Source organism: Pseudomonas sp. T1.Ur, assembly GCF_023516725.1.
Lineage (GTDB): Bacteria > Pseudomonadota > Gammaproteobacteria > Pseudomonadales > Pseudomonadaceae > Aquipseudomonas > Aquipseudomonas alvandae.
The window spans coordinates 5,538,901-5,564,403 of record NZ_JAMGSN010000001.1 but is presented as its reverse complement, the minus strand read 5'-3'; the positions used below and the strand labels follow the sequence as shown (position 1 = coordinate 5,564,403).

Annotated in this window: 23 protein-coding genes; 16 read left to right on the top strand and 7 right to left on the bottom strand. The window is 57.6% G+C overall.

Features of this window, described 5'->3' with window-relative positions; genetic code table 11:
- Positions 1–12: 12 nt before the first annotated feature.
- Together dprA and M8Q45_RS24550 are read right to left on the bottom strand one after the other, a co-directional pair.
- Positions 13–1,107 (bottom strand): DNA-processing protein DprA, encoded by a 1,095-nt coding sequence (dprA, locus tag M8Q45_RS24555; protein WP_249876747.1) that lies wholly within the window; start codon positions 1,105–1,107, stop codon positions 13–15.
- Positions 1,108–1,187: 80 nt separating this feature from the next.
- A complete protein-coding gene (locus M8Q45_RS24550; RefSeq protein WP_249876746.1) occupies positions 1,188–2,213 on the bottom strand; it encodes a LysM peptidoglycan-binding domain-containing protein in 1,026 nt (341 codons plus the stop codon).
- Between the two features lie 155 nt (positions 2,214–2,368).
- Here M8Q45_RS24550 and def point away from each other — a divergent pair, with 155 nt between their 5' ends.
- The 6 genes from def (at position 2,369) to M8Q45_RS24520 (ending at position 8,454) form a co-directional block, all read left to right on the top strand.
- Positions 2,369–2,875, top strand: a complete 507-nt coding sequence (gene def / locus M8Q45_RS24545) for a peptide deformylase (RefSeq protein WP_053126951.1) — start codon at positions 2,369–2,371, stop codon at positions 2,873–2,875.
- Positions 2,876–2,946: 71 nt separating this feature from the next.
- Complete coding sequence (fmt, locus tag M8Q45_RS24540; protein WP_249876745.1) at positions 2,947–3,906, top strand: methionyl-tRNA formyltransferase; 960 nt, start codon at positions 2,947–2,949, stop codon at positions 3,904–3,906.
- On the top strand, positions 3,903–5,213 hold the full coding sequence (rsmB, locus tag M8Q45_RS24535; RefSeq protein WP_249876744.1) for a 16S rRNA (cytosine(967)-C(5))-methyltransferase RsmB: 1,311 nt from the start codon (positions 3,903–3,905) through the stop codon (positions 5,211–5,213). The genes fmt and rsmB overlap by 4 nt, the downstream gene beginning before the upstream one ends.
- 23 nt (positions 5,214–5,236) lie before the next feature.
- Positions 5,237–6,610: a Trk system potassium transporter TrkA gene (gene trkA, locus M8Q45_RS24530; RefSeq protein WP_030138958.1), complete on the top strand. Its 1,374-nt coding sequence runs from the start codon at positions 5,237–5,239 to the stop codon at positions 6,608–6,610.
- Between the two features lie 175 nt (positions 6,611–6,785).
- A complete protein-coding gene (locus tag M8Q45_RS24525) occupies positions 6,786–7,097 on the top strand; it encodes a tetratricopeptide repeat protein (protein ID WP_249876743.1) in 312 nt (103 codons plus the stop codon).
- Between the two features lie 193 nt (positions 7,098–7,290).
- Positions 7,291–8,454 carry an ATP-binding protein gene (locus M8Q45_RS24520; protein ID WP_249876742.1) on the top strand — a complete coding sequence of 388 codons (1,164 nt, stop codon included), beginning with the start codon at positions 7,291–7,293 and terminating at the stop codon, positions 8,452–8,454.
- Between the two features lie 116 nt (positions 8,455–8,570).
- On the opposite strand, the gene M8Q45_RS24515 is transcribed toward M8Q45_RS24520, so the two are convergent.
- The gene (locus M8Q45_RS24515) at positions 8,571–9,266 is read right to left on the bottom strand and encodes a DUF1963 domain-containing protein (protein WP_249876741.1); all 696 of its coding nucleotides are present in this window, start codon (positions 9,264–9,266) and stop codon (positions 8,571–8,573) included.
- A gap of 556 nt (positions 9,267–9,822) precedes the next feature.
- Here M8Q45_RS24515 and hxsA2 point away from each other — a divergent pair.
- From hxsA2 to M8Q45_RS24490, 5 genes are all read left to right on the top strand, one after another.
- Positions 9,823–10,128: a His-Xaa-Ser repeat protein HxsA2 gene (gene hxsA2 / locus M8Q45_RS24510; protein ID WP_249876740.1), complete on the top strand. Its 306-nt coding sequence runs from the start codon at positions 9,823–9,825 to the stop codon at positions 10,126–10,128.
- On the top strand, positions 10,128–10,433 hold the full coding sequence (gene hxsD / locus M8Q45_RS24505; protein WP_249876739.1) for a His-Xaa-Ser system protein HxsD: 306 nt from the start codon (positions 10,128–10,130) through the stop codon (positions 10,431–10,433). Before hxsA2 ends, hxsD begins: the two co-directional genes overlap by 1 nt.
- Entirely contained in the window at positions 10,426–11,883 is a 1,458-nt protein-coding gene (gene hxsB, locus M8Q45_RS24500; RefSeq protein WP_249876738.1) for a His-Xaa-Ser system radical SAM maturase HxsB, read from the top strand. Before hxsD ends, hxsB begins: the two co-directional genes overlap by 8 nt.
- On the top strand, positions 11,877–13,040 hold the full coding sequence (hxsC, locus tag M8Q45_RS24495) for a His-Xaa-Ser system radical SAM maturase HxsC (protein ID WP_249876737.1): 1,164 nt from the start codon (positions 11,877–11,879) through the stop codon (positions 13,038–13,040). The genes hxsB and hxsC overlap by 7 nt, the downstream gene beginning before the upstream one ends.
- A 627-nt stretch (positions 13,041–13,667) precedes the next feature.
- The gene (locus M8Q45_RS24490; protein WP_249876736.1) at positions 13,668–15,143 is read left to right on the top strand and encodes a PIN domain-containing protein; all 1,476 of its coding nucleotides are present in this window, start codon (positions 13,668–13,670) and stop codon (positions 15,141–15,143) included.
- Between the two features lie 358 nt (positions 15,144–15,501).
- On the opposite strand, the gene M8Q45_RS24485 is transcribed toward M8Q45_RS24490, so the two are convergent.
- The 3 genes from M8Q45_RS24485 to M8Q45_RS24475 form a co-directional block, all read right to left on the bottom strand.
- Positions 15,502–16,287: an Abi-alpha family protein gene (locus tag M8Q45_RS24485; RefSeq protein WP_249876735.1), complete on the bottom strand. Its 786-nt coding sequence runs from the start codon at positions 16,285–16,287 to the stop codon at positions 15,502–15,504.
- Positions 16,288–16,674: 387 nt separating this feature from the next.
- A complete protein-coding gene (locus tag M8Q45_RS24480) occupies positions 16,675–17,037 on the bottom strand; it encodes a DUF6124 family protein (protein WP_249876734.1) in 363 nt (120 codons plus the stop codon).
- A 665-nt stretch (positions 17,038–17,702) separates the two neighbouring features.
- A complete protein-coding gene (locus tag M8Q45_RS24475; protein ID WP_249876733.1) occupies positions 17,703–17,969 on the bottom strand; it encodes a DUF2790 domain-containing protein in 267 nt (88 codons plus the stop codon).
- 244 nt (positions 17,970–18,213) lie between these two features.
- Here M8Q45_RS24475 and M8Q45_RS24470 point away from each other — a divergent pair, with 244 nt between their 5' ends.
- The 5 genes from M8Q45_RS24470 to M8Q45_RS24450 all read left to right on the top strand — a co-directional run bounded on the left by M8Q45_RS24470 (position 18,214) and on the right by M8Q45_RS24450 (position 24,910).
- On the top strand, positions 18,214–18,954 hold the full coding sequence (locus M8Q45_RS24470) for a response regulator (RefSeq protein WP_030138951.1): 741 nt from the start codon (positions 18,214–18,216) through the stop codon (positions 18,952–18,954).
- Complete coding sequence (locus tag M8Q45_RS24465; RefSeq protein ID WP_249876732.1) at positions 18,951–20,264, top strand: ATP-binding protein; 1,314 nt, start codon at positions 18,951–18,953, stop codon at positions 20,262–20,264. The genes M8Q45_RS24470 and M8Q45_RS24465 overlap by 4 nt, the downstream gene beginning before the upstream one ends.
- Before the next feature lie 185 nt (positions 20,265–20,449).
- Positions 20,450–21,310 carry an alpha/beta fold hydrolase gene (locus tag M8Q45_RS24460; RefSeq protein WP_249876731.1) on the top strand — a complete coding sequence of 287 codons (861 nt, stop codon included), beginning with the start codon at positions 20,450–20,452 and terminating at the stop codon, positions 21,308–21,310.
- 31 nt (positions 21,311–21,341) lie between these two features.
- Entirely contained in the window at positions 21,342–22,154 is an 813-nt protein-coding gene (locus M8Q45_RS24455) for an alpha/beta fold hydrolase (protein ID WP_249876730.1), read from the top strand.
- 563 nt (positions 22,155–22,717) lie between these two features.
- On the top strand, positions 22,718–24,910 hold the full coding sequence (locus tag M8Q45_RS24450) for a TonB-dependent receptor (protein WP_249876729.1): 2,193 nt from the start codon (positions 22,718–22,720) through the stop codon (positions 24,908–24,910).
- Between the two features lie 197 nt (positions 24,911–25,107).
- On the opposite strand, the gene M8Q45_RS24445 is transcribed toward M8Q45_RS24450, so the two are convergent.
- Positions 25,108–25,497, bottom strand: coding sequence for a MerR family transcriptional regulator (locus M8Q45_RS24445; protein WP_249876728.1), 390 nt, complete (start codon positions 25,495–25,497; stop codon positions 25,108–25,110).
- Between the last annotated feature and the right edge of the window lie 6 nt (positions 25,498–25,503).

Genomic DNA, 25,503 nt, shown 5'->3' with positions numbered 1-25,503 from the left:
TCCCCATAAAACCTAGCGAGCAAACCAGCGTCCATGCTCGCAGGTGGCCCGTCCGTCCATTTCCAGCTCGGTCAGTGCCGCCAGGACCTTGGACAAGCCCCAGCCGCTGGCATCGGCCAAGGCTTCACTGGTCTGCGGCGCGGCATGGAGCAGGCGCAACAGCGGATGCGTCACCGGCACCGGCTCCGAGGCGAGGGGCAATCGCTGCCAACCGCGCAACGCTTCGAGGATGTGCTCGACCGTTTCCACCAGCGCCGCGCCGTCGCGGATCAACTGATGGCAACCCCGGGCGCCGGGATGATGGATCGACCCCGGAATGGCGTACACCTCGCGGCCCTGTTCCGCCGCCAGCCGTGCGGTGATCAGCGAACCGCTGGCGACACTGGCCTCGACCACCAGCACGCCGAGGGACAAACCGCTGATGATTCGGTTACGGCGCGGAAAGTTGCTGGCGTGGGGCGCTGCGTCCAGCGGGAACTCCGAGACCACCGCGCTGCCCTGGGCAATCATCGCTTCCGCCAATCGTCGATTGCGCTGTGGATAAAAATTTTCAAGGCCCGTGCCCAGCACGCCGACGGTTTGCCCACCGACATCCAGTGCGGCTTGATGCGCGGCGGCGTCGATGCCCAATGCCAAGCCACTGGTGATGACAAAACCAGCGCCGGCCAGGCTCCTGGAAAACGCCGCCGCCGTGTCCACGCCCGGGCGCGATGCCCGACGACTGCCGACCATGGCCAGCTGCGGTTTTTCCAGGATGAAGGGGTCGCCGGCGACGAACAGCAGCGGCGGTGGATCACTGATCTGTGCCAGCAGCGCAGGGTACTCAGGCTGGTCCCACATCAATAAATGCTGGGCCGGGCCGTCTAGCCAGGCCAATGCGTGGGCGGCGCCGTCGCGTATCTCCGGGGCGCGTCGGGCCTCGGCGCACGTGGCCGGCAGCCCCAGCGCTCGCCACGCACTGGCCGGTGCGCTGATGGCTTTGGAGGCCGAGCCAAAGGCTTCCATCAAGGTCATGAAACGTTTGGGTCCCAGTTCCGGCAAGCGATGCAAGCGCAGACGGGCCTCCAGTTCCGCAGGCGGAACCGACGCAGATTCAAGCAATGGCATGTGATCAATCCTTGATCGTTATAGCCCCGTTCAAACGGGAACAAGCTGTGGATAACTCTGTTGGTAACTTGTGAGACCCGTTATGGATTGCGCACCTTGTCGAGGATCGCCAGCGAGCGCGAGGCGTACAGCACCAAGCCATAACTGAGCTTGTCATACGTGCGGAACACCATCAGCAGGCCGGCGCGTTCGTCCGGGATCTTTACCGGCGCGCCAGTGATCCGGTCGCGCACCGTTTCGCCGGTCTTCATCACGGCCAGGACATTGCCTTCCACCAGACCGTCGCGCCGTCCCTTGTTCAGGGTGACCACGTCCAGCGCGCCGATCTGGGTCACGCCCCGAGGCACATCGAGAATCAAACCGTTGATGTCCGAGGTCGGCGCGCTGGGCATGAACGTCGAATTGATCGAGCGCTCCTCGCCGCTGAACAGGCGATCACCCAGGCGCACTTCCTGGGTGGTGCGTTGCAGGGCCAGGGTGGTCACGTCGCCTTCTGTGGCAACGATTTCGCCGCTGCCGATGTCATCGGCGTTGATACCGAGGAATTCCTTGGTCTGCGGGTCGGTGTAGACCTTGCCCTGGCGGAAGATGCCGTACGCCGACTGGCTCGCATCGAAGGCGCCGCGGGCGAAAATCCGATCGCCGGTGCCGCTGAGCACGCGCTCGGCGTCGCCAGCCACGATATAGGGCGCCTTGTTGAAATCTTCCGCCGTGTCGACGATGCGGTTGCTCAGCAGGAAGCTGTTGATGGCTTGCAGCGGAATGCTCGGAATGGCATCGGCCACGGGTGAACTGCGAATGCGCGGCGACAGCTTGATGGTGCCGCGCGAGGCGCCGCGATCAAGGGTCAGCCGTGGCTGGCCGTTGACGTAGACCAGTGACAGGGTGTCGCCGGGGTAGATCAGGTTCGGGTTCTGCACCTGCGGGTTGGCCTGCCAGAGTTCGGGCCATTTCCAGGGCTCGCGCAGGTATTTGCCGGAAATGTCCCACAGCGTGTCCCCCTGGACCACGGTGTATTGCTGCGGAAAACCTTCCCGAAGTTGCACTTGCCCGTGCGCGATACCGGCCGAGGCCAGGAGCAGCAGGGCGAGTAGTGATTTCCTCATGCGGTGAATCCCTTTATTATGTGCGTTCGCGTAAAACGCCAGAGCCCCCGTGGCTCGCTCTGTTTCAAGAGCAACGTTTTACAACGGTAGCCTGCATCCCGACACACGCCAGGCCAGCCACCCGACTTTACCTCACACGTGCATTTATCAAGCTTATGGCCATTTTGAACATTCTCGAATTCCCGGACCCGCGCCTGCGCACTATCGCCAAACCGGTGGCCGTAGTGGACGACGAAGTGCGTCAGTTGGTCGATGACATGTTTGAAACAATGTATGAGGCGCCAGGCATCGGCCTCGCCGCGACCCAGGTCAACGTGCACAAGCGTATCGTCGTCATGGACCTCTCCGAAGACCGCAGCGAGCCGCGGGTGTTCATCAACCCCGAGTTCGAAACCCTGACCGACGAGATGGAGCAATACCAGGAAGGCTGCCTCTCGGTGCCGGGTTTCTACGAGAACGTCGACCGTCCGCAGAAGGTCAAGATCAAGGCCCTGGACCGTGACGGCCAGCCCTACGAGCTGATCGCCGAAGGCCTGCTGGCGGTGTGCATCCAGCACGAATGCGACCACCTCAACGGCAAGTTGTTCGTTGATTACCTGTCTAATCTCAAGCGTGACCGGATCAAGAAGAAACTGGAAAAGATCCATCGCCAGAACGCTTGATGCCCCTCTTCAAAGGCTTGCCGCGGCAAGCCTTTTTCTTTTTGCGACTGCTTTGTAATTGAGAGTTTTCCATGACTGAGCCACTGCGCATCGTCTTTGCCGGCACTCCCGAGTTTGCCGCCGAACACCTCAAGGCCCTGCTGGCCAGCCCCCATGAAATCGTCGCGGTCTACACCCAGCCGGACCGTCCTGCCGGTCGCGGACAAAAACTGATGCCCAGCCCGGTCAAGCAATTGGCCCTGGAAAACGGCCTGCCAGTCCTGCAACCGCCGACCCTGCGCGACGCGCAAGCCCAAGCTGAACTGGCCGCGCTGAAGCCGGACTTGATGGTGGTCGTCGCCTACGGCCTGATCCTGCCGCAAGTGGTGCTCGATATCCCGCGCCTGGGTTGCATCAACAGCCACGCCTCGCTGCTGCCGCGCTGGCGCGGTGCCGCGCCGATCCAGCGTGCGGTGGAAGCGGGCGATGCCGAGAGCGGCGTGACCGTGATGCGCATGGAAGCCGGCCTGGACACCGGGCCGATGCTGTTCAAGGCCAGCACCCCCATCAGCGCCGAAGACACCGGCGGCAGCCTGCACGACCGCCTCGCGCTGATCGGCCCGCCAGCGGTGGTCCAAGCCATCGCTGGCCTGGCCGCTGGCACGCTGGAAGGCGAAGTGCAGGACGACAGCCTCGCCACCTACGCGCACAAACTGAACAAGGACGAAGCCCGCATCGACTGGAGCCGCCCAGCCGTTGAGCTGGAACGCCTGGTACGAGCCTTCAACCCTTGGCCGATCTGCCACAGCACCTTGAACGGCGAAGCCTTGAAGGTCTTGGCTGCCGACTTGGCCGAAGGGAAGGGCGCACCGGGAGAAATCCTCAGCGCCAGCAAGGACGGCCTCATCGTCGCCTGTGGCGAGCAGGCCTTGTGCCTGACGCGCCTGCAACTGCCCGGCGGCAAGGCGCTGAACTTCAGCGACCTGTTCAACAGCCGCCGTGAGAAGTTTGCCGTCGGCACCGTCCTCGGCCAAGCGGCGGACGCCTCATGAACCCGCGTCTGGCCGCCGCCAAGGCACTTGCCGCCGTCCTCAGCGGCAAAGCCTCGCTCAACAGTTCCCTGCCGACCCAACTGGACAAGGTTGAAGACCGCGATCGCGGCTTCACCCAAGACCTGGCGTTCGGCACCGCCCGTTGGCAACCACGCCTGTCGGCCCTCGCGGCCAAGCTGTTGCAGAAGCCGTTCAAGGCCGCCGATGCCGACGTCGAGGCGCTGCTGCTGGTGGGCCTCTATCAACTGCTCTACACCCGTGTCCCGGCCCACGCCGCCATCGGCGAAACCGTGGGCTGCGCCGACAAGCTGAAAAAGCCGTGGGCCAAGGCCCTGCTCAACGCCGTGTTGCGCCGCGCCCAACGGGAAAGCGAAACCCTGCTGGCCGAACTGGAACACGACCCGGTCGTGCGCACCGCCCACCCGCGCTGGCTGCAGAAGTCCCTCAAGGCCTTCTGGCCCGAGCAATGGGAAGCCATCTGCGCCGCCAACAACGCCCACCCGCCGATGATCCTGCGGGTCAATCGCCGCCACCACACCCGCGATGCCTACCTGGCGTTGCTGGGCGAGGCGGGCATCCCGGCCATCCCGTGCCCGTACAGCCGCGACGGCATCGTCCTGGAAACCCCGGGCGATGTGCGCGCACTGCCGGGCTTTGCCGAAGGCTGGATCAGCGTCCAGGACGAAGCCGCCCAACTGGCCGCCGACCTGCTGGAGCTGGCGCCGGGCCAACGGGTGCTGGACGCCTGCTGCGCCCCGGGAGGCAAGACCTGCCACATCCTCGAAGCCGAGCCGAAACTGGCCGGCGTGGTGGCGGTGGACCTGGAAGCCAAGCGCCTGGTGCGGGTGAAGGAAAACCTCGAACGCCTGGGCCTTGAAGCCCAACTGATCGCCGCCGATGGCCGCGACACCGCGACCTGGTGGGACGGCCAGCCGTTCCAGCGCATCCTCCTCGACGCGCCATGCTCGGCCACGGGCGTGATCCGCCGCCATCCGGACATCAAGCTCACCCGTCAGCCGGACGACATTGCCGCATTGGCCGTGTTGCAAGGCGAACTGCTCGATGCCATGTGGTCGACCCTGGACGTGGGCGGCATGCTGCTCTACGCCACCTGCTCGACCTTGCCGACCGAAAACACTGACGTGATCGAAGCGTTCCTCGCCCGCACCCCGGGCGCCCGTGAGCTGGACATCGCCACCCAGGCCGGCCTCAAGCAGCCTCACGGCCGCCAATTGCTGGCCCAGGAAGGCGGGCACGATGGGTTCTATTACGCCAAGCTGATCAAGATCGCCGCCGCACGCGGTTAAACCGATTCGATAGGAGTGACTGGATGAAAATCATCATCCTGGGGGCAGGGCAGGTAGGCGGTTCACTGGCGGAACACCTGGCCAGCGAGGCCAACGACATCACCGTGGTCGACACCGACGGCGAACGCCTGCGCGACCTCGGCGACCGCCTCGACATTCGCACCGTGCAAGGTCGCGGCTCGTTGCCCACCGTGCTGCGCCAGGCCGGCGCCGACGACGCCGACATGCTCGTGGCCGTGACCAACAGCGACGAAACCAACATGGTCGCCTGCCAGGTCGCCCACACGCTGTTCCACACCCCGACCAAGATCGCCCGGGTGCGCGAAGCGGCTTACCTGACCCGCGCTGACCTCTTCGACAACGAAGCGATCCCCGTGGACGTGCTGATCAGCCCCGAGCAGGTGGTGACCAACTACATCAAGCGCCTGATCGAACACCCCGGCGCCCTGCAGGTGATCGACTTTGCCGAGAGCAAGGCGCAACTGGTGGCGGTCAAGGCCTACTACGGCGGCCCGCTGGTGGGCCAACAACTGCGCCAATTGCGCGAGCACATGCCCAACGTGGAGACGCGGGTCGCCGCGATTTTCCGCCGCGACCGGCCGATCCTGCCCCAGGGCGACACGGTGATCGAAGCCGACGACGAAGTCTTCTTCATCGCCGCCAAGGCGAACATTCGCGCCGTCATGAGCGAAATGCGCCGCCTCGACGAGAACTACAAACGCATCGTCATCGCCGGCGGCGGCCAGATCGGCGAACGCCTGGCCGAAGCCATCGAAAGCCGCTACCAGGTCAAGATCATCGAGATGAACCCGGCACGCTGCCGCTACCTCTCCGACACCCTCGACAGCACCGTGGTCCTGCAAGGCAGCGCCTCGGACCGCGACCTGCTGCTGGAAGAAAACATCGCCGACGCCGACATCTTCCTGGCCCTGACCAACGACGACGAAGCCAACATCATGTCCTCGCTACTGGCCAAGCGCCTGGGCGCGAAAAAGGTCATGACCATCATCAACAACCCGGCCTACGTCGACCTCATCCAGGGCGGCGACATCGACATCGCCATCAGCCCGCAACTGGCCACCATCGGCACCTTGCTCGCCCACGTGCGCCGTGGCGACATCGTCAGCGTCCACTCCCTGCGCCGCGGCGCGGCCGAAGCCATCGAAGCCATCGCCCACGGCGACGCCAAGTCCAGCAAAGTGATCGGCAAAGCCATCCGCGACATCGGCCTACCGCCGGGCACCACCATCGGCGCGATCATCCGCGACGAAGAAGTCCTCATCGCCCACGACGACACCGTGATCCAGACCGGCGACCATGTGATCCTGTTCCTGGTGGACAAGAAGCACATTCGCGACGTCGAAAAGCTGTTCCACGTGGGGTTGAGTTTCTTCTGATCCAGGCTGTGCGGTGGCAGTCATGGCCTCATCGCGAGCAAGCTCGCTCCCACACAGGGTCTCCATTGCTCACAAATATCGTGAGCAACCCCCAACCCCTGTGGGAGCGAGCTTGCTCGCGATAGCTATCCAACAGCCACTGATCAACCCCTGACACACCGATAAGGACGCCCCCATGCTCGACTCCCTGGAAAAAATGCTCGCCAAGGGTGTGGATAACTCCCTCCTGCGCTTCGGCCTCGGCAAAGGCTACCTCGACCTAGGCGAATTCCCCCGCGCCGCCGAACACCTCCAACGCTGCGTCGAATTCGACCCCAAGTACTCAGCCGCCTGGAAACTCCTGGGCAAGGCCCACCAAGGCCAAGGCGACACCGTTGCAGCCCGCCAAGCCTGGGAACAAGGCCTCGAAGCCGCCCGCGCCCACGGCGACAAACAGGCGGAAAAAGAAATGACCGTGTTCCTCAAAAAGCTGGATCGCCACTCCTGAATCCACACAAAACTGCTTTTGTGGCGAGGGAGCTTGCTCCCGCTTGACCGGGCTGGCGCTCCAGTGCGAAGCACTCATAAAAAACATTAGAAACAAATCCGATTCTACTGAATGCTAGCGTTATATAGCTACAGATAGCAAAATCAACTAGCTTTAGCTATCTTTACGTAGAATTTGCTATTTTGAGGCCGACATGGATCCCTACCGTAATCCGTTTGCGCCCGGCGCGGGCAGCAGGCCCCCTGAATTGGCGGGACGCGACTTGATTCTTGAGGCAGCAAGAGTTGCCTGTGGACGAGCCCTCAATGGGCGAAGTGCTCGTTCCATCATGCTCCTTGGCTTAAGGGGCACGGGTAAGACGGTCCTGTTGAATGAGATAGGAAGAATTGCGAGGGAGGAAGGCCTTCTCGTTTCCAAGGTAGAGTCGCCAGAACGCGAAAGCCTTGCACGTCTTCTTTATCCTGAAATACGAAAGGTCATGCGCGTGCTTTCCAGCGTTGAGGCCGCCAAGCAAATTGCTAATCGTGGGCTGAAAGGACTCCGCAGCTTTGCTTCAATCTTCAAAATCGATGTTGGAGGTATTGAGATTGGTATTGAGCCTGAGCCTGGACTCGCGGATAGCGGCAATCTTCAATACGATCTTCCAGACCTTTTTACTGTAATAGGTGAAGCGGCACAGGCCGCCGGCAAAGGCTGGATTCTTCTCATTGATGAAGTCCAATACCTCACCGAAGCAGATCTATCGGCACTGATTGTCTCTATCCATCGCATGTCGCAAGAAGGGCTTCCGGTTCTGCTGGTCGGTGCAGGTCTTCCGCAAGTTGCTCGGTTGGCGGGTGAGGCGAAGTCATATGCCGAGCGGCTTTTCCTTTACCCAGAGGTGGGGGCGCTTGATCAACCATCTGCGACTCAAGCCGTTCAAAAGCCGATCTTGGAGGAGGAGGCTTCTATCGACGCTGCAGCGCTGGACAGCATTGTTGATCGGACGCAGGGCTATCCGTTCTTTCTTCAAGAGTGGGCATCCACGGCATGGAACATCGCCGAGGGGCCTGAAATTACGCTTGATGATGTCGACCATTCTTATTCCGAAACATTAGCTTCCCTGGATGCAGGTTTCTTCAGGGTCCGCATTGATCGGCTTACACCGTCTGAAGTGCAGTTTGTGAAGACCATGTCCGAGCTTGGCGACGGCCCTTATGCCATCGCTGATATTGCGAAGGCGATGGGACGTCCTCAATCATCGCTGGGACCGACTCGGGCCAACATCATTTCCAAGGGAATGATCTACAGCACAGATCACGGATATCTGAATTTTACAGTTCCCCTTTTTGCAGAATTCATGCGTCGCCAGGAATGAAGGCCAGCAGTGTGTGGTGAGGGGAGGGGGAAACCGGGAAGGGAAACCGGGGACAGACCACGACTTGGGCTCACCCGTAATCGGACTGCCTCACAATCGTATCTGTCCCTCGACTCCTAGTAAAAATCGTAATAAAGCGCCCACTCCCCAGTGTCACTGTGCTTCCAGAACATCAGGCTCCCACTGTCGACCACGTTCAGATTGATCTTCGAGTCCGACGAGATCTGGAACACAAACTCGAAGCCTTCACCCGGATCAACACCCGACTGGCAGAACGAGGGGTAACCGCCGATCTTGTGTTCGTAGGTGTGGGTGATCAAGTCGTAATAGCTCTGGATCTTGCCCGCGCGTTCCAGCGTGAGGATTGCTTGCTCAAGGTCTTCCGGGACACCACCGCCATCCCACAACGGAAAGTCCTCCGGCACCGCTTGCGCTGTCAGTGGGAAAGGTTTGAGGAATGAATCTGCCACCGACAGAGACTTGCGGACCAACACATCATCCGGCCCGTACTCGCGGATAACCCAATTATCCCCCATCGGCTCAAGGTGCTCGGGGAACGGGTTTGAAATGAACACCGTCAGCACACGAACCCCTGCTAGCAGAGGGCTGTTGACGGACAGGGCGGGCAGGTAAAACTGCGCATAGGGGAGCAACTGTTGCCCCGCCTGATTAGTGGGCACCTCTTCATCCGGTCGGAACAGGAAGACATTGCCCAGCCAGCTTTCTTCATCGGTGCCGGCAGGACGAAAGCCGCCGGCAATGAGCTTCACGGCGGGGCGAGCCAGGCGTTGCTTGATTTCCTGGATTTCCATGGCGATGTAAACCTCCTTTTTACTTCAGGTATTAAGACCACAGATGGCAGTGTACGAGAGTGGATAGCGGGGCTTCTCTGCCCGCGCTAGGCCACGTTAGCGTCCTTCACAGATAAGAGAGTGGACCTCCTCCCACTTCCCGGGCCAATGACTTTCGAGGGCTCCTAGCGTGCCTGAGTGTCATCGATACCGGCTCGGCCAGTGGAAGGAAACGATAGAGCGTGAGGGCAAGGCTGCAAAGCCGGCGGATTCTGGTGCGGTTGTAGGCAAAGGCGCTAGGAGACGTGGCTCGGAGGTGCGGTGGTCAGGTTCTGGCTTGGCCCGCAGCAGGTGGAGAAGCAGGAGCAAGCACCCATGTGAATGGTATTGAAGGGGAAAATCTACGGAAAAAATTTGCCCCTTTCTTGGGGGGATTGTTCATAAAGCAGCGACGGTTTGAGTCGATTGGTGAAGAGAAGAGGGGCAGATTGAGCCAAATCAATTAATGGCACTTTGCCCATTAGGAAATACCTACTATAGTCCTCGCATACCCACACCATTCACAAGGATGTTGAAAATGAAAAAGCGTGATTTTCTGCTGCCCCTTGCCACTCTGACTGCCGCCGTAACCGCCAACCAAGCATCGGCCTCCGTTGCGATGACCTACACCGATAAGGCAGTTGAAAGCACCACGATTGAGAACCAAGGTGCGGCCCTACCAATCGTCAATGTTGGCGAGCAGATGGTCACCGGTCGCCAAGGTGACAATCTCTTCAGTTTTATCCTAAAGCGTGGTGAGGACGGCCAAATGGTCGCTGCTCACTACTCGCATAGCTCACACGCGTCCCATAGTTCTCACAGCTCGCATTACTCGAGCCGTTGATGGCCGGCCTCGCGGAGCTGATCTTCGACAGTCAGCTGTACGGAGCCGAAGCAATTCAGAAGGCTGCCTACCGTGCTATGCACGCCTTCACACTCGACCTGAAAGTCGACGGCGATAACATGCTTTGTAAGCTGGTTGGCAACATCACAACTGAGCATGCGGCCTTTGAACGTGCGGTTGAAGAGTTCCGAAAGGATGTGCTCGATTACCAATTGCGTGCGCAGCTTCAGGCGGAAACCGCCCCCATCCGGAACCTCATCATAGGGTTAGCCTTCTCCAACGCCAGGCTGAACCAAAGTGAGTAAATTTCAGGGGCTGGATGCCTATACCCGGCGCGCTAAGTACGAATTGCTGCCGTTCAAGTTCGACCGTCTTGAAGGTGATAACTACATTATTACCAACATGACCGGCGAGTACCTGGAAGTGGCGATGCCAGAGTTGCACGGCCTCCTCGCCAAAGATCTTGCAACTGAGCATCCGCTCTTCGCGTCGCTGCGGGCCAAGCATTTCATCCGGTATGCCGACGAGCAGGCGCCCCTCGATCTACTCGCACTGAAGCTGCGTACGAGACTCTCGCGTCTGACGGGGTTCACCAGTTTGCATATCTTTGTGGTGACACTGCGCTGTGACCACAGCTGCCCTTATTGTCAGGTTTCGCGGCAAATGGATGGCGAAACTTCCTTCGACATGACGCCTGATATGGCGGACAAGGCTCTGGATTTCGTCTTCCGATCCCCCAACCCTGCGATCAAGATCGAATTCCAGGGCGGCGAGCCACTTTTGAATTTCCAAATGGTGCGCTACGTAGTTGAGTCCGCCAAACGACGGAACCTAGATGAAAAGCGTGATCTTGAGTTCGTTATCGCCACTACGTTGTCGTTGCTCACTGATGAAGTTCTCGCGTTCTGCTACGAGCACGACATCATTCTTTCGACGTCACTGGACGGTCCTGCGGACCTGCACAATGCAAATCGCCCACGCGTCGGTCGCGATAGCTTCGAACGCTTCGAAGCAGGTTTGGCCAAGGCTCGCAATGTCCTAGGTGTGGACAGAGTTAGCGCTCTAATGACAACCACTGACAAGAGCCTGCCTCGTGTCCGGGAAATCATCGACGAGTACGTTCGACTGGGCTTTAACGGTATTTTCCTGCGGGCTCTTTCTCCGTATGGCTTCGCCATAAAAACACGCAAATTCATGACCTACGATACGGAGCGTTGGCTGGAGTTCTACAAGGAAGGGCTCGCCTACATTCTTGAACTGAACAAGGCCGGCATCCCTTTCGTCGAGCACTACGCATCCTTGATTCTCAAGAAAATGCTGACCAGCAACGACCCGGGCTACGTTGACTTAATGAATCCCGCAGGCGCTGGCATCGCAGCGATCGTCTTCAACTATGACGGATCAGTCTATGCCTCTGACGAAAGTCGGATGCTCGCAGAGATGGGAGATCAGTCGTTCCGGTTGGGCAGTATCCTGACTGACAGCTACGAAGACATCATCCTCTCTGATGAACTGCTCGATGCCTTGGAACAGTCGTTCACTCTGAGCGCGCCAATGTGTTCCGACTGCGCTTTTGAACCCTATTGCGGCGCCGAACCGGTGTTCCATCACGCCATATTTAAAGATGTGTTGGGCAGGAAGGCTGAGTCTTCGTTCTGCAAGCGAAACATGTCGATTTTCAAACACCTTATCGGTCTGATGCAGTCAGACACATCTACTCGCCGCCTCTTCATGCAGTGGGCTAACGCATGCTGAAACTCGCTGGGAAAGTCGGACGAATCCAACTGATCGAAGTCCAGGATCGGCCTTTGTTACTGCAAGTCAGTACCAACCCGGCGATCCCAATGGTGCTTCGGGCGACGCGAGCGTTCTTGGTTTCTGAACAGGAATTGCCCGAAGGCTATCAGCACTATCTGATCCCCGAGTCCCTTGAACGGCGCGTGCCAGAGCTGGAAGGGAAGAGCTCATTTACCTTGCTTCCCAGCGACTATCACTATCTGGGGCATGGGGACATCATTCGCCTGGACGGCCAAGCGATTCGGGTGCTCTTCAGGGCCAATTCCGGTCACAACTCACTACTGGTGACTGAGCAGTGTAATCACTACTGCTTGATGTGTTCTCAGCCGCCCAAGAACATTGACGACAGCTGGATTCTCGATGAACTCGAAGCACTGATTCCCCTGATCCCCAGGGAAACGCCCGAGGTAGGGTTCTCAGGTGGAGAGCCAACGCTGGCGGGTGCTCGATTCATCAATCTCATCCGGATGATGAAATCCTACCTGCCGAGAACTGTCGTCCATGTGCTCTCAAACGGACGCACGTTTGCCGATGAGCGTTTTGCTCGTCAGTACGCAGAGATCAATCACCCCGACATCATGGTTGGGATCCCGCTTTACTCGGATGATCCAGACTTGCACGACTACATCGTTCAGGCGCCAGGAGCATTTCAGGAAACAGTGCAGGGGATCCCCAACCTCAAGCGTTTTAGCCAGAAGGTCGAAATTCGGATCGTGCTGCACAAACAGTCGATCAGTCGCCTGCCGCAACTGTGCGAATACATCGCACGAAATCTATTATTTGTCGATCACGTGACGCTGATGGGATTGGAAATGATCGGCTTCACGCGGGCCAATTTGGATGCCCTTTGGATTGACCCCGCAGACTACCGAGACGTTCTGAGCGAGGCTGTTGGCATTTTGGCTGCCTATCGAATGAACGTGTCCGTCTATAATCACCAGTTGTGCCTAGTGAACGACGACGTGCTCCCCTACTACCGCAAGTCCATCAGCGATTGGAAGAACGAGTACGTGCCAGAGTGCGAAAGCTGCGCACGCAAATCCCAATGCGGTGGCTTCTTTGCTTCTGGTGTGCGTAATGGATACAGCAGAGCCATTACCCCTTTTCTACTGTGACGTCCGTTCAATGAGGGGCTTAGTGCTCGTGCCCGCTTCGAGACCTCTAGCCGCCTATGGCTATGCCAGAGAAAAGGGGCCGACTTACTGTCCGAAAATAATCCTGTCCCTCTTTTTTCCTCTTTTTTTTATGTGATGCGTAAGTGGCTGGGGGTGGCGTTGGTGGCGGCGGGTGCGGTTGGCTGCGTTGTGGCAGGTCAGATCCGCTTGTTGGGGGTTGATTTGGGGTTGCTACCGGGCTTTGCTGTAGCTATGGGGATGGGACTGTTCATGAAGCGGCGGCGGTTTGGGTCGGTTGGCTGAGTGGAAAAGGGAAAGGAGGGAGAGATTCTTCTGTAAATAAATGTGTTCTCCTCCCATTTTCTCTGGTGCTTTTCTTTCTATTCGATCAGTTTCTCAAGCAGCATCTGCTGCGCAACTGGTCGGCGTTGGTGGCACAGGTGCGGTCGACTGCATTGTGTCAAGCCAGATCCACTTGTTTGGTCTGATCCGCGGTTGTTGTTGATCTTGCCGTGGCGTTAGAGAGGTCATGAAGCGACGGCGGTGTAAGCAGATTGGCGGGATAAGAAAAAAGGGAAGGGCCTTCTGAAAAAAAATCTCTCCTCTTTTCTGTTTAAAGGATATGACGTGAAGAAAATTATTTACTTGGTGCCTGATACAAACTTTTTTATTCAGTGTAAAGAGCCGCGTGAGTTGGATTGGTCGACATATGTAGACTTCGAAGAAGTTGAACTTCTAATCACTCGTCCGGTTCAGGCGGAGCTCGACAATCAAAAGGGCAAGGGCTCAGGTCGCGTAGCTAAAAGAGCCCGCAAAGCATCAGCCTTAATCCGGGATTTACTCGTCTCAGAATCCGATTACATCGAAATGAGAAGCAAAGCGCCAAGGGTATTGATTAGAATAAGACAAGACCTAAAACCTGATATTTTATTGAGTAATGATTTATGTTATGACGAGCGCGATGATCAGCTTGTTGGGGTGACATCAGCTTTAATGAAATCTAAACCTTTAGAATGTGTCGCGCTTCTAACTCATGACACAGGGCCGATGGCCAGCTCTAAATTGGTAGGGGTGCCCTTTAAGGTAATACCAGACGATTGGCTACTCCCCCCCGAAACTGACGAAACTGATAAGCGCACTAATAGCTTAATGGCAGAGCTGACGAAATATAAAAACGCTGAGCCTAAGTTTAAGATTTCGTTTATTCATGATCGGGTAGAAACTACGACCATCGATTGCGATGTTAAATGTTATAAAAAGCTGACTGATGCCGATATTGACGAATTACTTGAAAGTCTGAAGCTGATTTGTCCCGAGGAAGTTGACTTCGGAGACAGCAAAAGAACACAGCCTCCGCCACAAGAGAGTTATTCGCCCATATTTTCAGGATTTAATTCTAAAGATGTTTTTACGCCTGCAAGTGAAGAAGATGTGGCCGCTTATCAAGATACTATATATCCGGGTTGGCTTGAAAAATGCTCGATTTTTTTTGCGAGTCTGCATTCGCAGCTTAATTTCAGAACTAATTGGCCGGAGATCTGTGTATCTGTACTTAATATTGGTTCTAGACCAGCAATCGATGCTTTGACGACCTTTTCAACAAAGGGGCCTCTATTGATCTATCCGACGGATAGCTATGAAAGCCTAATGAAAGATTTAAAGGAAGACATACAGCTTCCGTCCGTACCCAAAGCACCCCAGGGTTATTGGAAAAAAGTTAATATATTCACAGCCATGGGGAATCTCCATGACCTGATACCTAAAAATACATTTGACAAGGAATATAGAGGGCCAAACCTCTCCAGACTGAATGCTTCGAAAGACCAGAATCGATTTTATTGGAAACCCGAGCGCCCCAATCTGCCGCAGTCAGTTATCGTATTGGAGTGCCAGCAGTGGCGACACCAAGTCGAAAAAGAAGACTTTAGTTTCTTTATTCGTACAGATAATGAAACCGGTGAATATCAGGGCGTATTAGAATTGCGGATAGATTCAGCTAATATGACGGAGTCAGTTGAGAAAAGAGTTAATGTTTCCATTCGCGTTACAACTGCTGAAACGATGGAAGTTGCCAGAAAGCTAGTTAAGAAGTTAGGCGGTTGACAAGTGGATGGAAGGCGTGCGCATGCTGGCTTACGCGTTGCCGCGTAGTAAGGGACAGATTTATTTTCAGCAAATAAATCTATCCCTTTTCTGCCATCCTCCCTTTTTCCGTGTAAATTTTTTGAAGACAATTGGCTCGTCGTCTAAGTTGTTCTGTACACCCGATTCCTGACGCAGCGGACGAAGAATGATTTCTCTTTGGCCCATACGTACGATACATCTTGGAAATGGAGAGCTAAACAGAGGCAGATTCCCAGAGCCTAGATCGACACTGAGCTTCGCCAGCTGTGAACAAAAGGTTGCGATCTATTTCCAATCAATTAAGCCAGTTACTTTTTTTGTTATCTTTTTTGAAATGTTAGATCCTATCTTGAGGTGTCACTGCAAAGCTTTCCAAAGGAACACCCTTGACACAAGCACGATGAAATAACGAGCCGAACTCAGAGAGTTTTATGGCCCAACACTCATTGCCATGATTTAATCCGCGCCCGGACAAGTATTTTAAGTCGTTATCATATTCAATCAGCCCAAGAGAGTGAAGATGCCCTACATACACTTGCAGATGCAGTGGCCATAAGAGCTCATCCGGGTTCACAACAAGGTTCCAATCAATTTCGACCGGCTCAAGGACGCTTTCATTAAGATGTTCGATGATGCTTTTGGAGGATTGAGTCCAATTTGAGGCCACACGCCCAAAATAATTCTTGGGGGCAGATCCCGCTAATGAATTAATCAGCCTAATCTCGTCAGGCGATAGCTGCGAAATGATAGTTAAGAACGCAGGATGGGCATCACCCATGCGGGACTTGTCGAAGCCGGCGGAAAGAAGCTCCACGTAAATATCAGTCAGTAGATCCCCATCCTCTTGGTAGCGGAGCTTTTCCAAAATAGGCAGGGCTAGGGACGGCGCAGGGCACACCCTGTTTTTAGGGGATGCTTTATCCGCGGCTTGCTTAAAATACATAGCCACGTTCTCTTGAAGCATCGCCGTGAATTGCAACGGGGCCAGGGCTAATCTCAATGTCTTTGCTGCGTCCACGCCGATTTTGGAAATTTCGCGAAAAATTTCTTTTACTCCATCCGAATAAACCTCCTTCGCCAGCTCACCGATTTCAGCTGGAAGTTGCACATTCACATCCATCATATTTCCTCCAGAGCAATACACAACGTCAACCCCCCGGTAGCCGAAGGTTCAGATAGCTAGCCCCTTCAAAAATAGCAGCAAAAATCGAAGACCTCACCTCATTGCATCTACAAATTCAGGTTTACTCGTATAGTCTTCGCGGGGGTCATAGTCGAATTAGCTGTTTGCCATAGGCCGCAAGAATAGAATCGTGTTCTGATCCTATTGTGAACTCCTTTCCGCGAAGGGCGGCTTCTGACCGTTACGGCCTATCGCTAGAAAGGAGGGTGGTGGGAAATACGGGAAGAAAAAAATTTGAGAATATTTACAGATTATTCGTTCGCTACTCTCGGATAGAAGAACCAAAACCCGACGCAAAACGTCGGGTTTTTCGTTGGCGGAAAAATCCTACCGCCCCGGCTCCACGTTATCCAACACCCGATTCGCCAACAACGAACTCAGCTCAATCAACTGCTGAATCCCCAGCGCCACATGACGCCTCGCCCCATCCAGATCAAACGCCAGATCATTCACCATGGCATCAGCCGAAGCCAACGTCTCAGTGAGGTTGGCGAGCAAACATTCGTTATCGAGGCCTTTCACGACGGCGTACAGCTGCCCCGGTTTGGGGGCGTCTTTGGATTTATCCGGTTTCGGTAGCAGGTAGTGATCGAGCACCCGTTGGGTGATTTCGTCTTGCTGCTTGGCTTTGGATTTTGCGGATTTGGAAGTGGAATCTGCCTCTGGCGGATTCGGAGTCGCTTTGAACATTGTCACGTTTCCTCGTTAGTAGGCCGCTACCGTCTCGCTACTAAACGAAAGGGAGGCAGCTGTGCGCAAGTTAGTAGACCGGTGAGGAAACGGAAACCCGGCGCGCCCGAAGGCGCCATGCGCACAGCCACCATCGAGTGCAGGCAATGCCCGACTGATGAGACTCATGCGACCGTATCCTTAACCGGGCTACTAAACCCGACCACTGATGGGCAGTGGCAGGGAGACAATAAAACCCAGGGACAAGGCGCACAAGCGGGCGGATTCTGGCGTAGTTGTAGGCAAAGGCGCAAGGTTACGTAGCTTGATGGACGGTGTAGGGGAGGGCTGTAGGAGAGAGGATTTTTGGCGATTTGGGTGGGGTGTTCTGTGCTGGGACCGAGTCGTTTTCTTCGCGAGCAGGCTCGCTCACACAGGGTTTTGTGTTGCACACAGTATTTGTGAACACCACCGAACAAGTGTGGGAGTGGGCTTGCTTGCGAAGGCGTTGTCACATTCAACATTGATGCAAGCTGACCCACCGTATTCGCGAGCAAGCTCGCTCCCACAGGGGGGGCGGGGTGGTTGCAGATATTGGGTTCACCACCGCCCGGTGTGGGAGCGAGCTTGCTCGCGATAGCTATCTGGCGGTCTGAACAAACTGGATCGCCACCCCGAGCCACCCCTCAACTCCCTTCACTGTTACAGCTGGCCCCGTGCTTGAGATACGTCAGCGCTTTCTCCTCACCCATCGAATCTAGGTAGGTGATCCGCGCATTCACCAACCCGCAGGTCTGGCCACTGTCTTCCGTCAGCGAGATCACTTTGTCGATGTCCAGGTGGGTGCCGTAGGAATAACTTTCGCTGGCTATTTTGTCTTGGGCCAAGGCGGGTAATGCGGCGGCGCTCAGGGCAGTGATCAGGCAAGCCGTTGCGATGGTTTTCAGGTTCATGGTCGTTTCCCTTCAATGAGTTGGATGGCACTCATTAAAGGCCCATGACGTATCTCGGCTGTGTCGAAAAAGCGCCGTGGTTGGATGCGTACGTATCTGAGGTGAATTGCGATACAGATCGATACAATCGCCCCTGTTTTTTGCTTATTTTGGGCTGGATAAGCTGAACGCGCGGTGCGTCGCCAACCGGCAACAGGGCATCGTCACACTGCGCAATCGATGCGCGCATTTCGGAGAGCAGGGCATGGAACATGTCGATCACGTATTGATCGTGGATGATGATCGGGAAATCAGGGAGCTGGTCGGCAACTACCTGATCAAGAATGGCCTGCGCACCACCGTGGTCGCCGATGGTCGTCAGATGCGGGCCTTTCTCGAAGCCAATCAGGTGGACCTGATCGTGCTCGACATCATGATGCCGGGGGATGACGGGCTGCTGTTGTGCCGAGAGCTGCGCGCCGGCAAGCATAAGGCGACGCCTGTGCTGATGCTGACGGCTCGCAGCGACGAGACCGACCGCATCATTGGCCTGGAAATGGGCGCTGACGATTACCTGGCGAAACCCTTCGCGGCCCGGGAGCTGCTGGCGCGCATCAACGCGGTGCTGCGGCGCACGCGCATGCTGCCGCCCAATTTTGTCGTCAGCGAAAGCGGTCGCATGCTCAAGTTCGGCCGGTGGCGCCTCGACACCACCGCCCGCCATCTGCTCGATGAAGACGACACGCTGGTCTCGCTGAGTGGCGCCGAATACAGGCTGCTGCGGGTCTTTCTCGATCATCCCCAGCGGGTGCTGAGTCGCGACCAGTTGCTCAACCTGACGCAGGGCCGTGACGCCGACATCTTCGACCGTTCCATCGATCTGCTGGTCAGCCGCGTGCGCCAGCGCTTGCTGGATGACGCCCGCGAACCGCTCTACTTGAAGACGGTGCGCAATGAGGGCTACGTCTTTACCTTTGCGGTGGAAATGCTTGAGGAGCAGGCATGAAACTCGCGTTGCAATGGCCTCGCACGCTGGCCTCGCGGCTGTGGTTGGTGTTCCTGGTCGGTCTGATTCTCGCCCAGGCCTTGACCTTCGCAGCCCAGTACTACGAGCGCTACGAAAGCACCAAGACGGCGATGTTGGGCAACTTCGAGCACGACACGGCGACCTCCATCGCCATCCTCGACCGCCTGCCCGCCGACGAGCGCCTGGCATGGACCAAACGCTTGCAGCGTCGCAACTATGATTATTTGCTGCGCGAGCACGATCCCGGCATTCCGCTCACCTCCAACGATCTCGCGGCGACGGCGGCGCAATCCCTGCAAGTCGCGCTGGGCAGCAATTATGACCTGACCTTTGTCGAGATCCCGGGGCCACGCCAGCATTTCCAAGCCCAGGTGCGACTGGCGGATGGCAGCCCGGTGACCATCGATGTGCGTCCCTCGGTCAGGCCGTTGTCGCCCTGGTTGCCCTTTGTCCTGGTCGGTCAGTTGCTGTTGATGATCGGCTGCACCTGGCTGGCCGTGCGGATCGCCATACGCCCCCTCAGTCGCCTGGCCGAGGCGGTGGAGAACCTGGACCCGAACGCCCATCCGGTGCCGTTGGATGAAACCGGTCCACGGGAAGTGGCCTACGCCGCCCGCGCCTTTAACAGCATGCAGGCGCGTATCGCCGCTTACCTGAAAGAGCGCATGCAGTTGCTCGCGGCGATTTCCCATGACTTGCAGACGCCCATCACGCGCATGAAGCTGCGCGCCGAGTTCATGGACGACTCGGTAGAGAAAGACAAACTGGGCAACGACCTGAACGAAATCGAGCACCTGGTGCGCGAGGGTGTCGCGTATGCGCGCAGTGTCCATGGTGCGACCGAGACCAGTTGCCGCATCAGCCTGGATTCTTTTCTCGACAGCCTGGTGTGCGACTACCAGGACACCGGCCGCGAGGTCAGCCTGCGCGGCCAGAACGGCGCGATCATCGAGACTAGGCCCCATGCCCTGCGGCGTATTCTGGTGAATCTGGTGGATAACGCGCTGAAGTACGCCGGCACCGCCGAGGTGGAAATCGGCGGCAATGCGAGCACTGGCGTTTCCATCAGCGTGCTTGACCGAGGGCCGGGCATTCCCGAGGAGATCCTGGCCGAGGTGGTCAAGCCGTTCTATCGGGTGGAAAGCTCCCGCAACCGCAGCTCTGGCGGCACCGGCCTGGGCCTTGCCATCGCCCAGCAGTTGACCGTCGCGATTGGTGGCTCACTGAGCCTGCGCAACCGCGACGGCGGCGGGCTTTGCGTGACCCTCGATTTCGGCGCCGATCAGTAGGCCGCTACTGCTGGATCAGTGGCATCCATTTGTAAGCCACTGTATCCAGCGCATCTACAGACTCAAAAGAACGTATAACGGCCGGGTGTCGAACATTTCCGGTACACATGCCGCTGCAAGAATGCTCCCCATCAACTCGCCATCGGATCCCCCGAATGGCGAGCCCTGACCCAAGGAGATCTTGCATGAATACCCAGTCCTCCCTCGCTCAAGCAGCCAGCTACATCACCACCCCGGATGGCGTACAGCTCTATTACAAGGACTGGGGTCCGAAAGATGGGCCAGTCGTCACCTTCAGCCATGGCTGGCCGCTGAATTCCGATAGCTGGGAATCACAGATGTTGTTCCTGGCTGAGCAAGGCTATCGGGTGATCGCCCACGACCGCCGCGGCCATGGCCGTTCCAGCCAGCCGTGGGAAGGCAACGACATGGATCACTACGCCGATGACCTGGCCACTGTGATCAACACCCTGGATCTCAACGACGTCACCCTGGTGGGTTTCTCCACCGGTGGCGGCGAAATCACCCGCTACATCGGCCGCCACGGCACCGACCGGGTGAAGAAGGCCGCCCTGATCAGCGCCGTTCCGCCGATGATGCTCCAGACCGAAGACTACCCAGGCGGCCTGCCGATCGAGGTGTTCGACGGCCTGCGCAAGGCCTCGCTGGATAACCGCTCGCAGCTGTATCGCGACATCGCGTCGGGCCCGTTCTTCGGCTTCAACCGCGACGGGGCGAACGTTTCCCAGGGGCTGATCGATTCGTTCTGGGTGCAAGGCATGCAAGCGGGCCACAAAAACACCTATGACTGCATCGCGGCGTTCTCGGCGACGGACTTCCGTGCCGACCTGGCCCGGTTCGACGTGCCGACGCTGATCGTGCATGGCGACGACGACCAGATCGTCCCCATCGACGCCTCCGCCCACGCCGCTGCCGAGCTTGTGCAGGACGCCGAGTTGATCGTCTATCCGGGCGCCCCGCACGGCCTGACCGACACCCACAAGGACCGCCTCAATCAGGATCTGTTGGATTTCCTGGCTAAGTAAGCCCATCGCATCCTCCGATAAATGAAAAGGAATGATCATGCTCAATCTCAAATCGCTCTTGGCCGTCACCATCACCGCTGCGTTGGCACTGACAACCCTTGATAGCGCAACCGCCGCACAATCCGACGCCACCAAGCCGACCATCGTGCTGGTCCATGGCGCCTTCGCCGAATCGTCCAGTTGGAATGGCGTTGCCGCCCAGTTGCTGACCCAGGGTTATCCGGTCGTTGCCGCGGCCAACCCGCTGCGCGGTGTGAAGCAGGACGCCGATTACGTCGCCGACATCGTCGAGCACACCGCCGGCCCGGTGATCCTGGTGGGTCATTCCTACGGCGGCGCCGTGATCACTAACGCCGTGCACGACAATCCCAAGGTCAAGGGGCTCGTCTACGTCGCAGCCTTCGCGCCGGACAAAGGCGAAACCGCCATCGAACTGTCCGGTCGCTACCCTGGCGGCACCCTCGGGCCGACCTTGGCCGCTCCGGTGCAACTGGATGACGGCAATAAGGACCTCTACATCCAGCAGGACAAATTCGGCCAACAGTTCGCCGCCGACGTCCCAGCGGCGGACTCCGCCCTGATGGCCGCCACACAACGCCCCATCAGCGAGGCTGCATTGAAGGAAGCGTCGGGCGACCCGGCCTGGAAAAAACTGCCGTCCTGGTTCATCTACGGCTCCGCGGACAAGAACATCCCCGAGGCGGCCCTGAAGTTCATGGCCGAACGTGCGGGCTCGAAAAAGACCGTCACCGTCCAAGGGGCTTCCCATGTGGTGATGACGTCTAATCCGCAGAAAGTTGCAGAGCTGATCGTTGAAGCGGCGCAGGCCAGTTCCAAAGAGTGATCAGCTAGAGCGGGGCGAGTGCCCCCATCTGTTTATCTTCGAGCAGAACCAAAAAACCCGGCGCAGTAGGCTGGGTTTTTCGTTGCGGCAACTGAAAATAAATCTGTCCCCGTTTCTGCTGCGCCCGTAGGAGCTGTCGAGTGCAACGAGGCTGCGATCTTTCCCCTGACACTTGAATCTCAAGCGAAAGATCGCAGGCTTCGCCAGCTCCTACAGAGCCGAGCGGGAGCAAGCTCCCTCGCCACGGGCGGTGTCTGGGCTGGCGTCATCGCGAGCAAGCTCGCTCCCACAGGGAATCGGGGCTGTTGCAGATACTGTGTTCACCGCCGCCCAGTGTGGGAGCGAGCTTGCTCGCGAAGAGGGGGGCACATTCAATACTGAAGCAAGCTGACCCGCCGCTTTCGCGAGCAAGCCCCCCACAGTGGGTGACGATTGAGGCACTCGACGCCGACCGAACCGCTTTAAAATCTTTTATGGCGGCGAGCCATTAGTATGGATAATCCATCTGCGAATCATTAGCATTCACGAAATTAGCTTTCCGTTTCCCCGCAGGTACTTCCCCCATGCTATTTCCATCTCGCCTTACCTTGCTTGCCGCGTGCTGCTCAGTCAGTTTTCTTGCCCAAGCGGCTGAACCTATCGAATTGGGCATGACCGACGTTACTGCCAATGCGATCAAACCCGATTCCAACACGCTGCCGGCGCCCTATGCGGGTGGTCAGGTGGCGAGGGGAGGCCAGATGGGCGTACTGGGCAATCAGGACAACATGGATGTCCCGTTCGTGATGACGAGCTACACCTCGCAGTTGATTGAAGATCAACAAGCCGAAGACGTCGGTGATGTGCTGCTCAATGATCCGTCGGTGCGCCAATCCTATGGGTTTGGCAACCAATCCCAGGTGTTCGTGATTCGAGGCCTGCCGCTTGCCAGCGACGACATTTCCTACAACGGGCTGTATGGCGTTTTACCCCGTCAAATCCTGTCGACGGATGCGATCGAGCGTGTCGAAGTGTTCAAGGGCCCCAACGCGTTTATCAACGGTGTCAGCCCGACGGGCTCGGGGCTTGGGGGCGGCGTCAACCTGCAGCCCAAACGCGCGGAGGATGTCCCGACGCGTCGCTATACCCAGGACATCAGCACCGATGGCCGCATTGGCGAGCATTTGGATATCGGGCAGCGATTCGGCGAGGACAATCGGTTTGGCGCCCGGTTGAACCTGAGCCAGCGGGAAGGTGAAACAGCGATCGACAACCAGGATCAGCGCACCAAGTTGTTCGTTGCGGGCTTGGATTATCGAGGGGATGATTTCCGCGTTTCCACCGATTTCGGGTACCAGAAACAGCGTATCAATGGACTGCGTAACTCAATAAACATCGGCAGCGCCACCCGCATCCCCACGGCTCCGCACGCGAGTCACAATTATGGACAGGACTGGACCTACTCCGAAACCGAAGACACCTTCGGCATGGTTCGTGGCGATTGGGACCTGAACGAAAACTGGACCGCCTACCTGGCTGGCGGTGTAAAGCACACCCGCGAAACCGGGGTGTACGCCACGCCCACACTGGTCGGCAATAACGGCGTAGCGACGATCGGTGGCTCGGAAATCCCTCACAACGAAGACAACACATCGTTCAGTGGCGGGTTGAACGGGCGCTTTGACACGGGCCCTGTTTCCCACCAGGTTGCGATCGGCGGCTCGACGATCTGGACCGAGCAGGAAAACGCCTACACCTTCTATCGTCCCGTTACCGGCAACACCAATATCTACGACACCCCGAAGCTTCCCAAACCGACGGCGGTGTCCAGCACCGGCGGTGAAATGGGCGATCCTGGGGTGACGGGCAAAACCCGCAACCGGAGCCTGGCGATTTCCGACACGTTGGGTTTGTTCGATGACAAGTTGCTGGTCACTTACGGTGTCCGTCGTCAGCAGTTGCGTGTCGAAAACTACAAGTACGATGGCACCACTTCAAACGGTGTCCCCAATCCCGCGAACGATGGCAGCCGTAGCACGCCCTACGAGGAAGCCATCACCACGCCTGTCTACGGCATCGTGTACAAGCCGGTGGAGAGCGTGTCGCTCTACGCCAACCGAATCGAAGGCCTTGCAAAAGGGCCGGTGGCGCCTGCTACAGGCGTCACGAACCTGGGCGAAGCCTTTCCACCTGGCCGCACAAAACAGTTGGAAGCGGGCATCAAGCTGGACATGCAGACCTTCGGTGCCAACGTGGGTGTTTTCCGCATCGAAAAACCGTCCGATGGTTACGTCGACAACGCGCAGAAGCTCTATGTCCGTGATGGTGAGCAGGTCAACAAAGGGCTGGAGGTCAGCGTTTTCGGCGAGCCCATCGAAGGCCTCCGGTTAATGGCCGGCGGTACCCGCATGACATCCGAACTCAAGAAAACCGCTGGCGGCCTCAACGATGGCAACCACGCCATTGGCGTGCCAACGTTCCAGCTCAATGCTAGCGTGGATTGGGATGTGCCGGGTATCGAAGGTGCCGCGCTCAGCGCAAGGATGTTGCGCACGGGCGGGCAGTACGCGGATCAGGCGAACAACCTGAGCTTGCCGACCTGGAACCGTTTCGACGCAGGCGCACGCTACAAAATGAAATTCGTGGAGAAAGACCTGACGTTGCGCGTCAACGTGGAAAACATTACCGATAAGAACTACTGGGCCTCGGCTAACGGCGGCTACCTTTCGCAGGGTGATCCGCGATTGGTGAAGTTTTCGGGGACTGTTGATTTCTAAATACTTGAGGAAGTTTCGAAATATCGAGCCTGAAGAGGGACACCCACCCCGTGGCGAGGGAGCTTGCTCCCGCTGGCCTGTGCAGCAGGCCCCTGCATTTCTCCAGGCAAACCGCATCGCCCGGTTTTGCGACGGCTGCGCCCGAGACGTCGGACCGGCCGAGCGGGAGCAAGCTCCCTCGCCACGGGGCTGGCCGTTCAGATGGAGGCGTTGTTCAGTTGCTGAAGCGCAAGTTGCCTGGCCGCGCTGGCTTCGAGGTTTGCGCGCTCTTCATCGAGGTATCGATAGATGCTTTTCAGGTTGCCGATCTTCTCTTTGATTTCCGCCATTTTCTTTTCAATCAACTTGGCGCCCTCAGCACAGTCGATCAGTTCGTTGCGCTGCGCATCCAGGATCTGACCTATTTCCCCCAGGGAAAACCCCATGCTTTGCGCGCGCTGGATAAAGTCCAGGTCCTGCAGCGTTTGCGCGGTGTAGACGCGATAGTTATTCGTTCGCCGCAGCGGTGAGATCAGGCCGATCTGCTCGTAATAACGCAGCGTATGACGGCTGGCGCCGCTGCGGGCCTCGAGTTCGCCGATTCTCATGAAAAA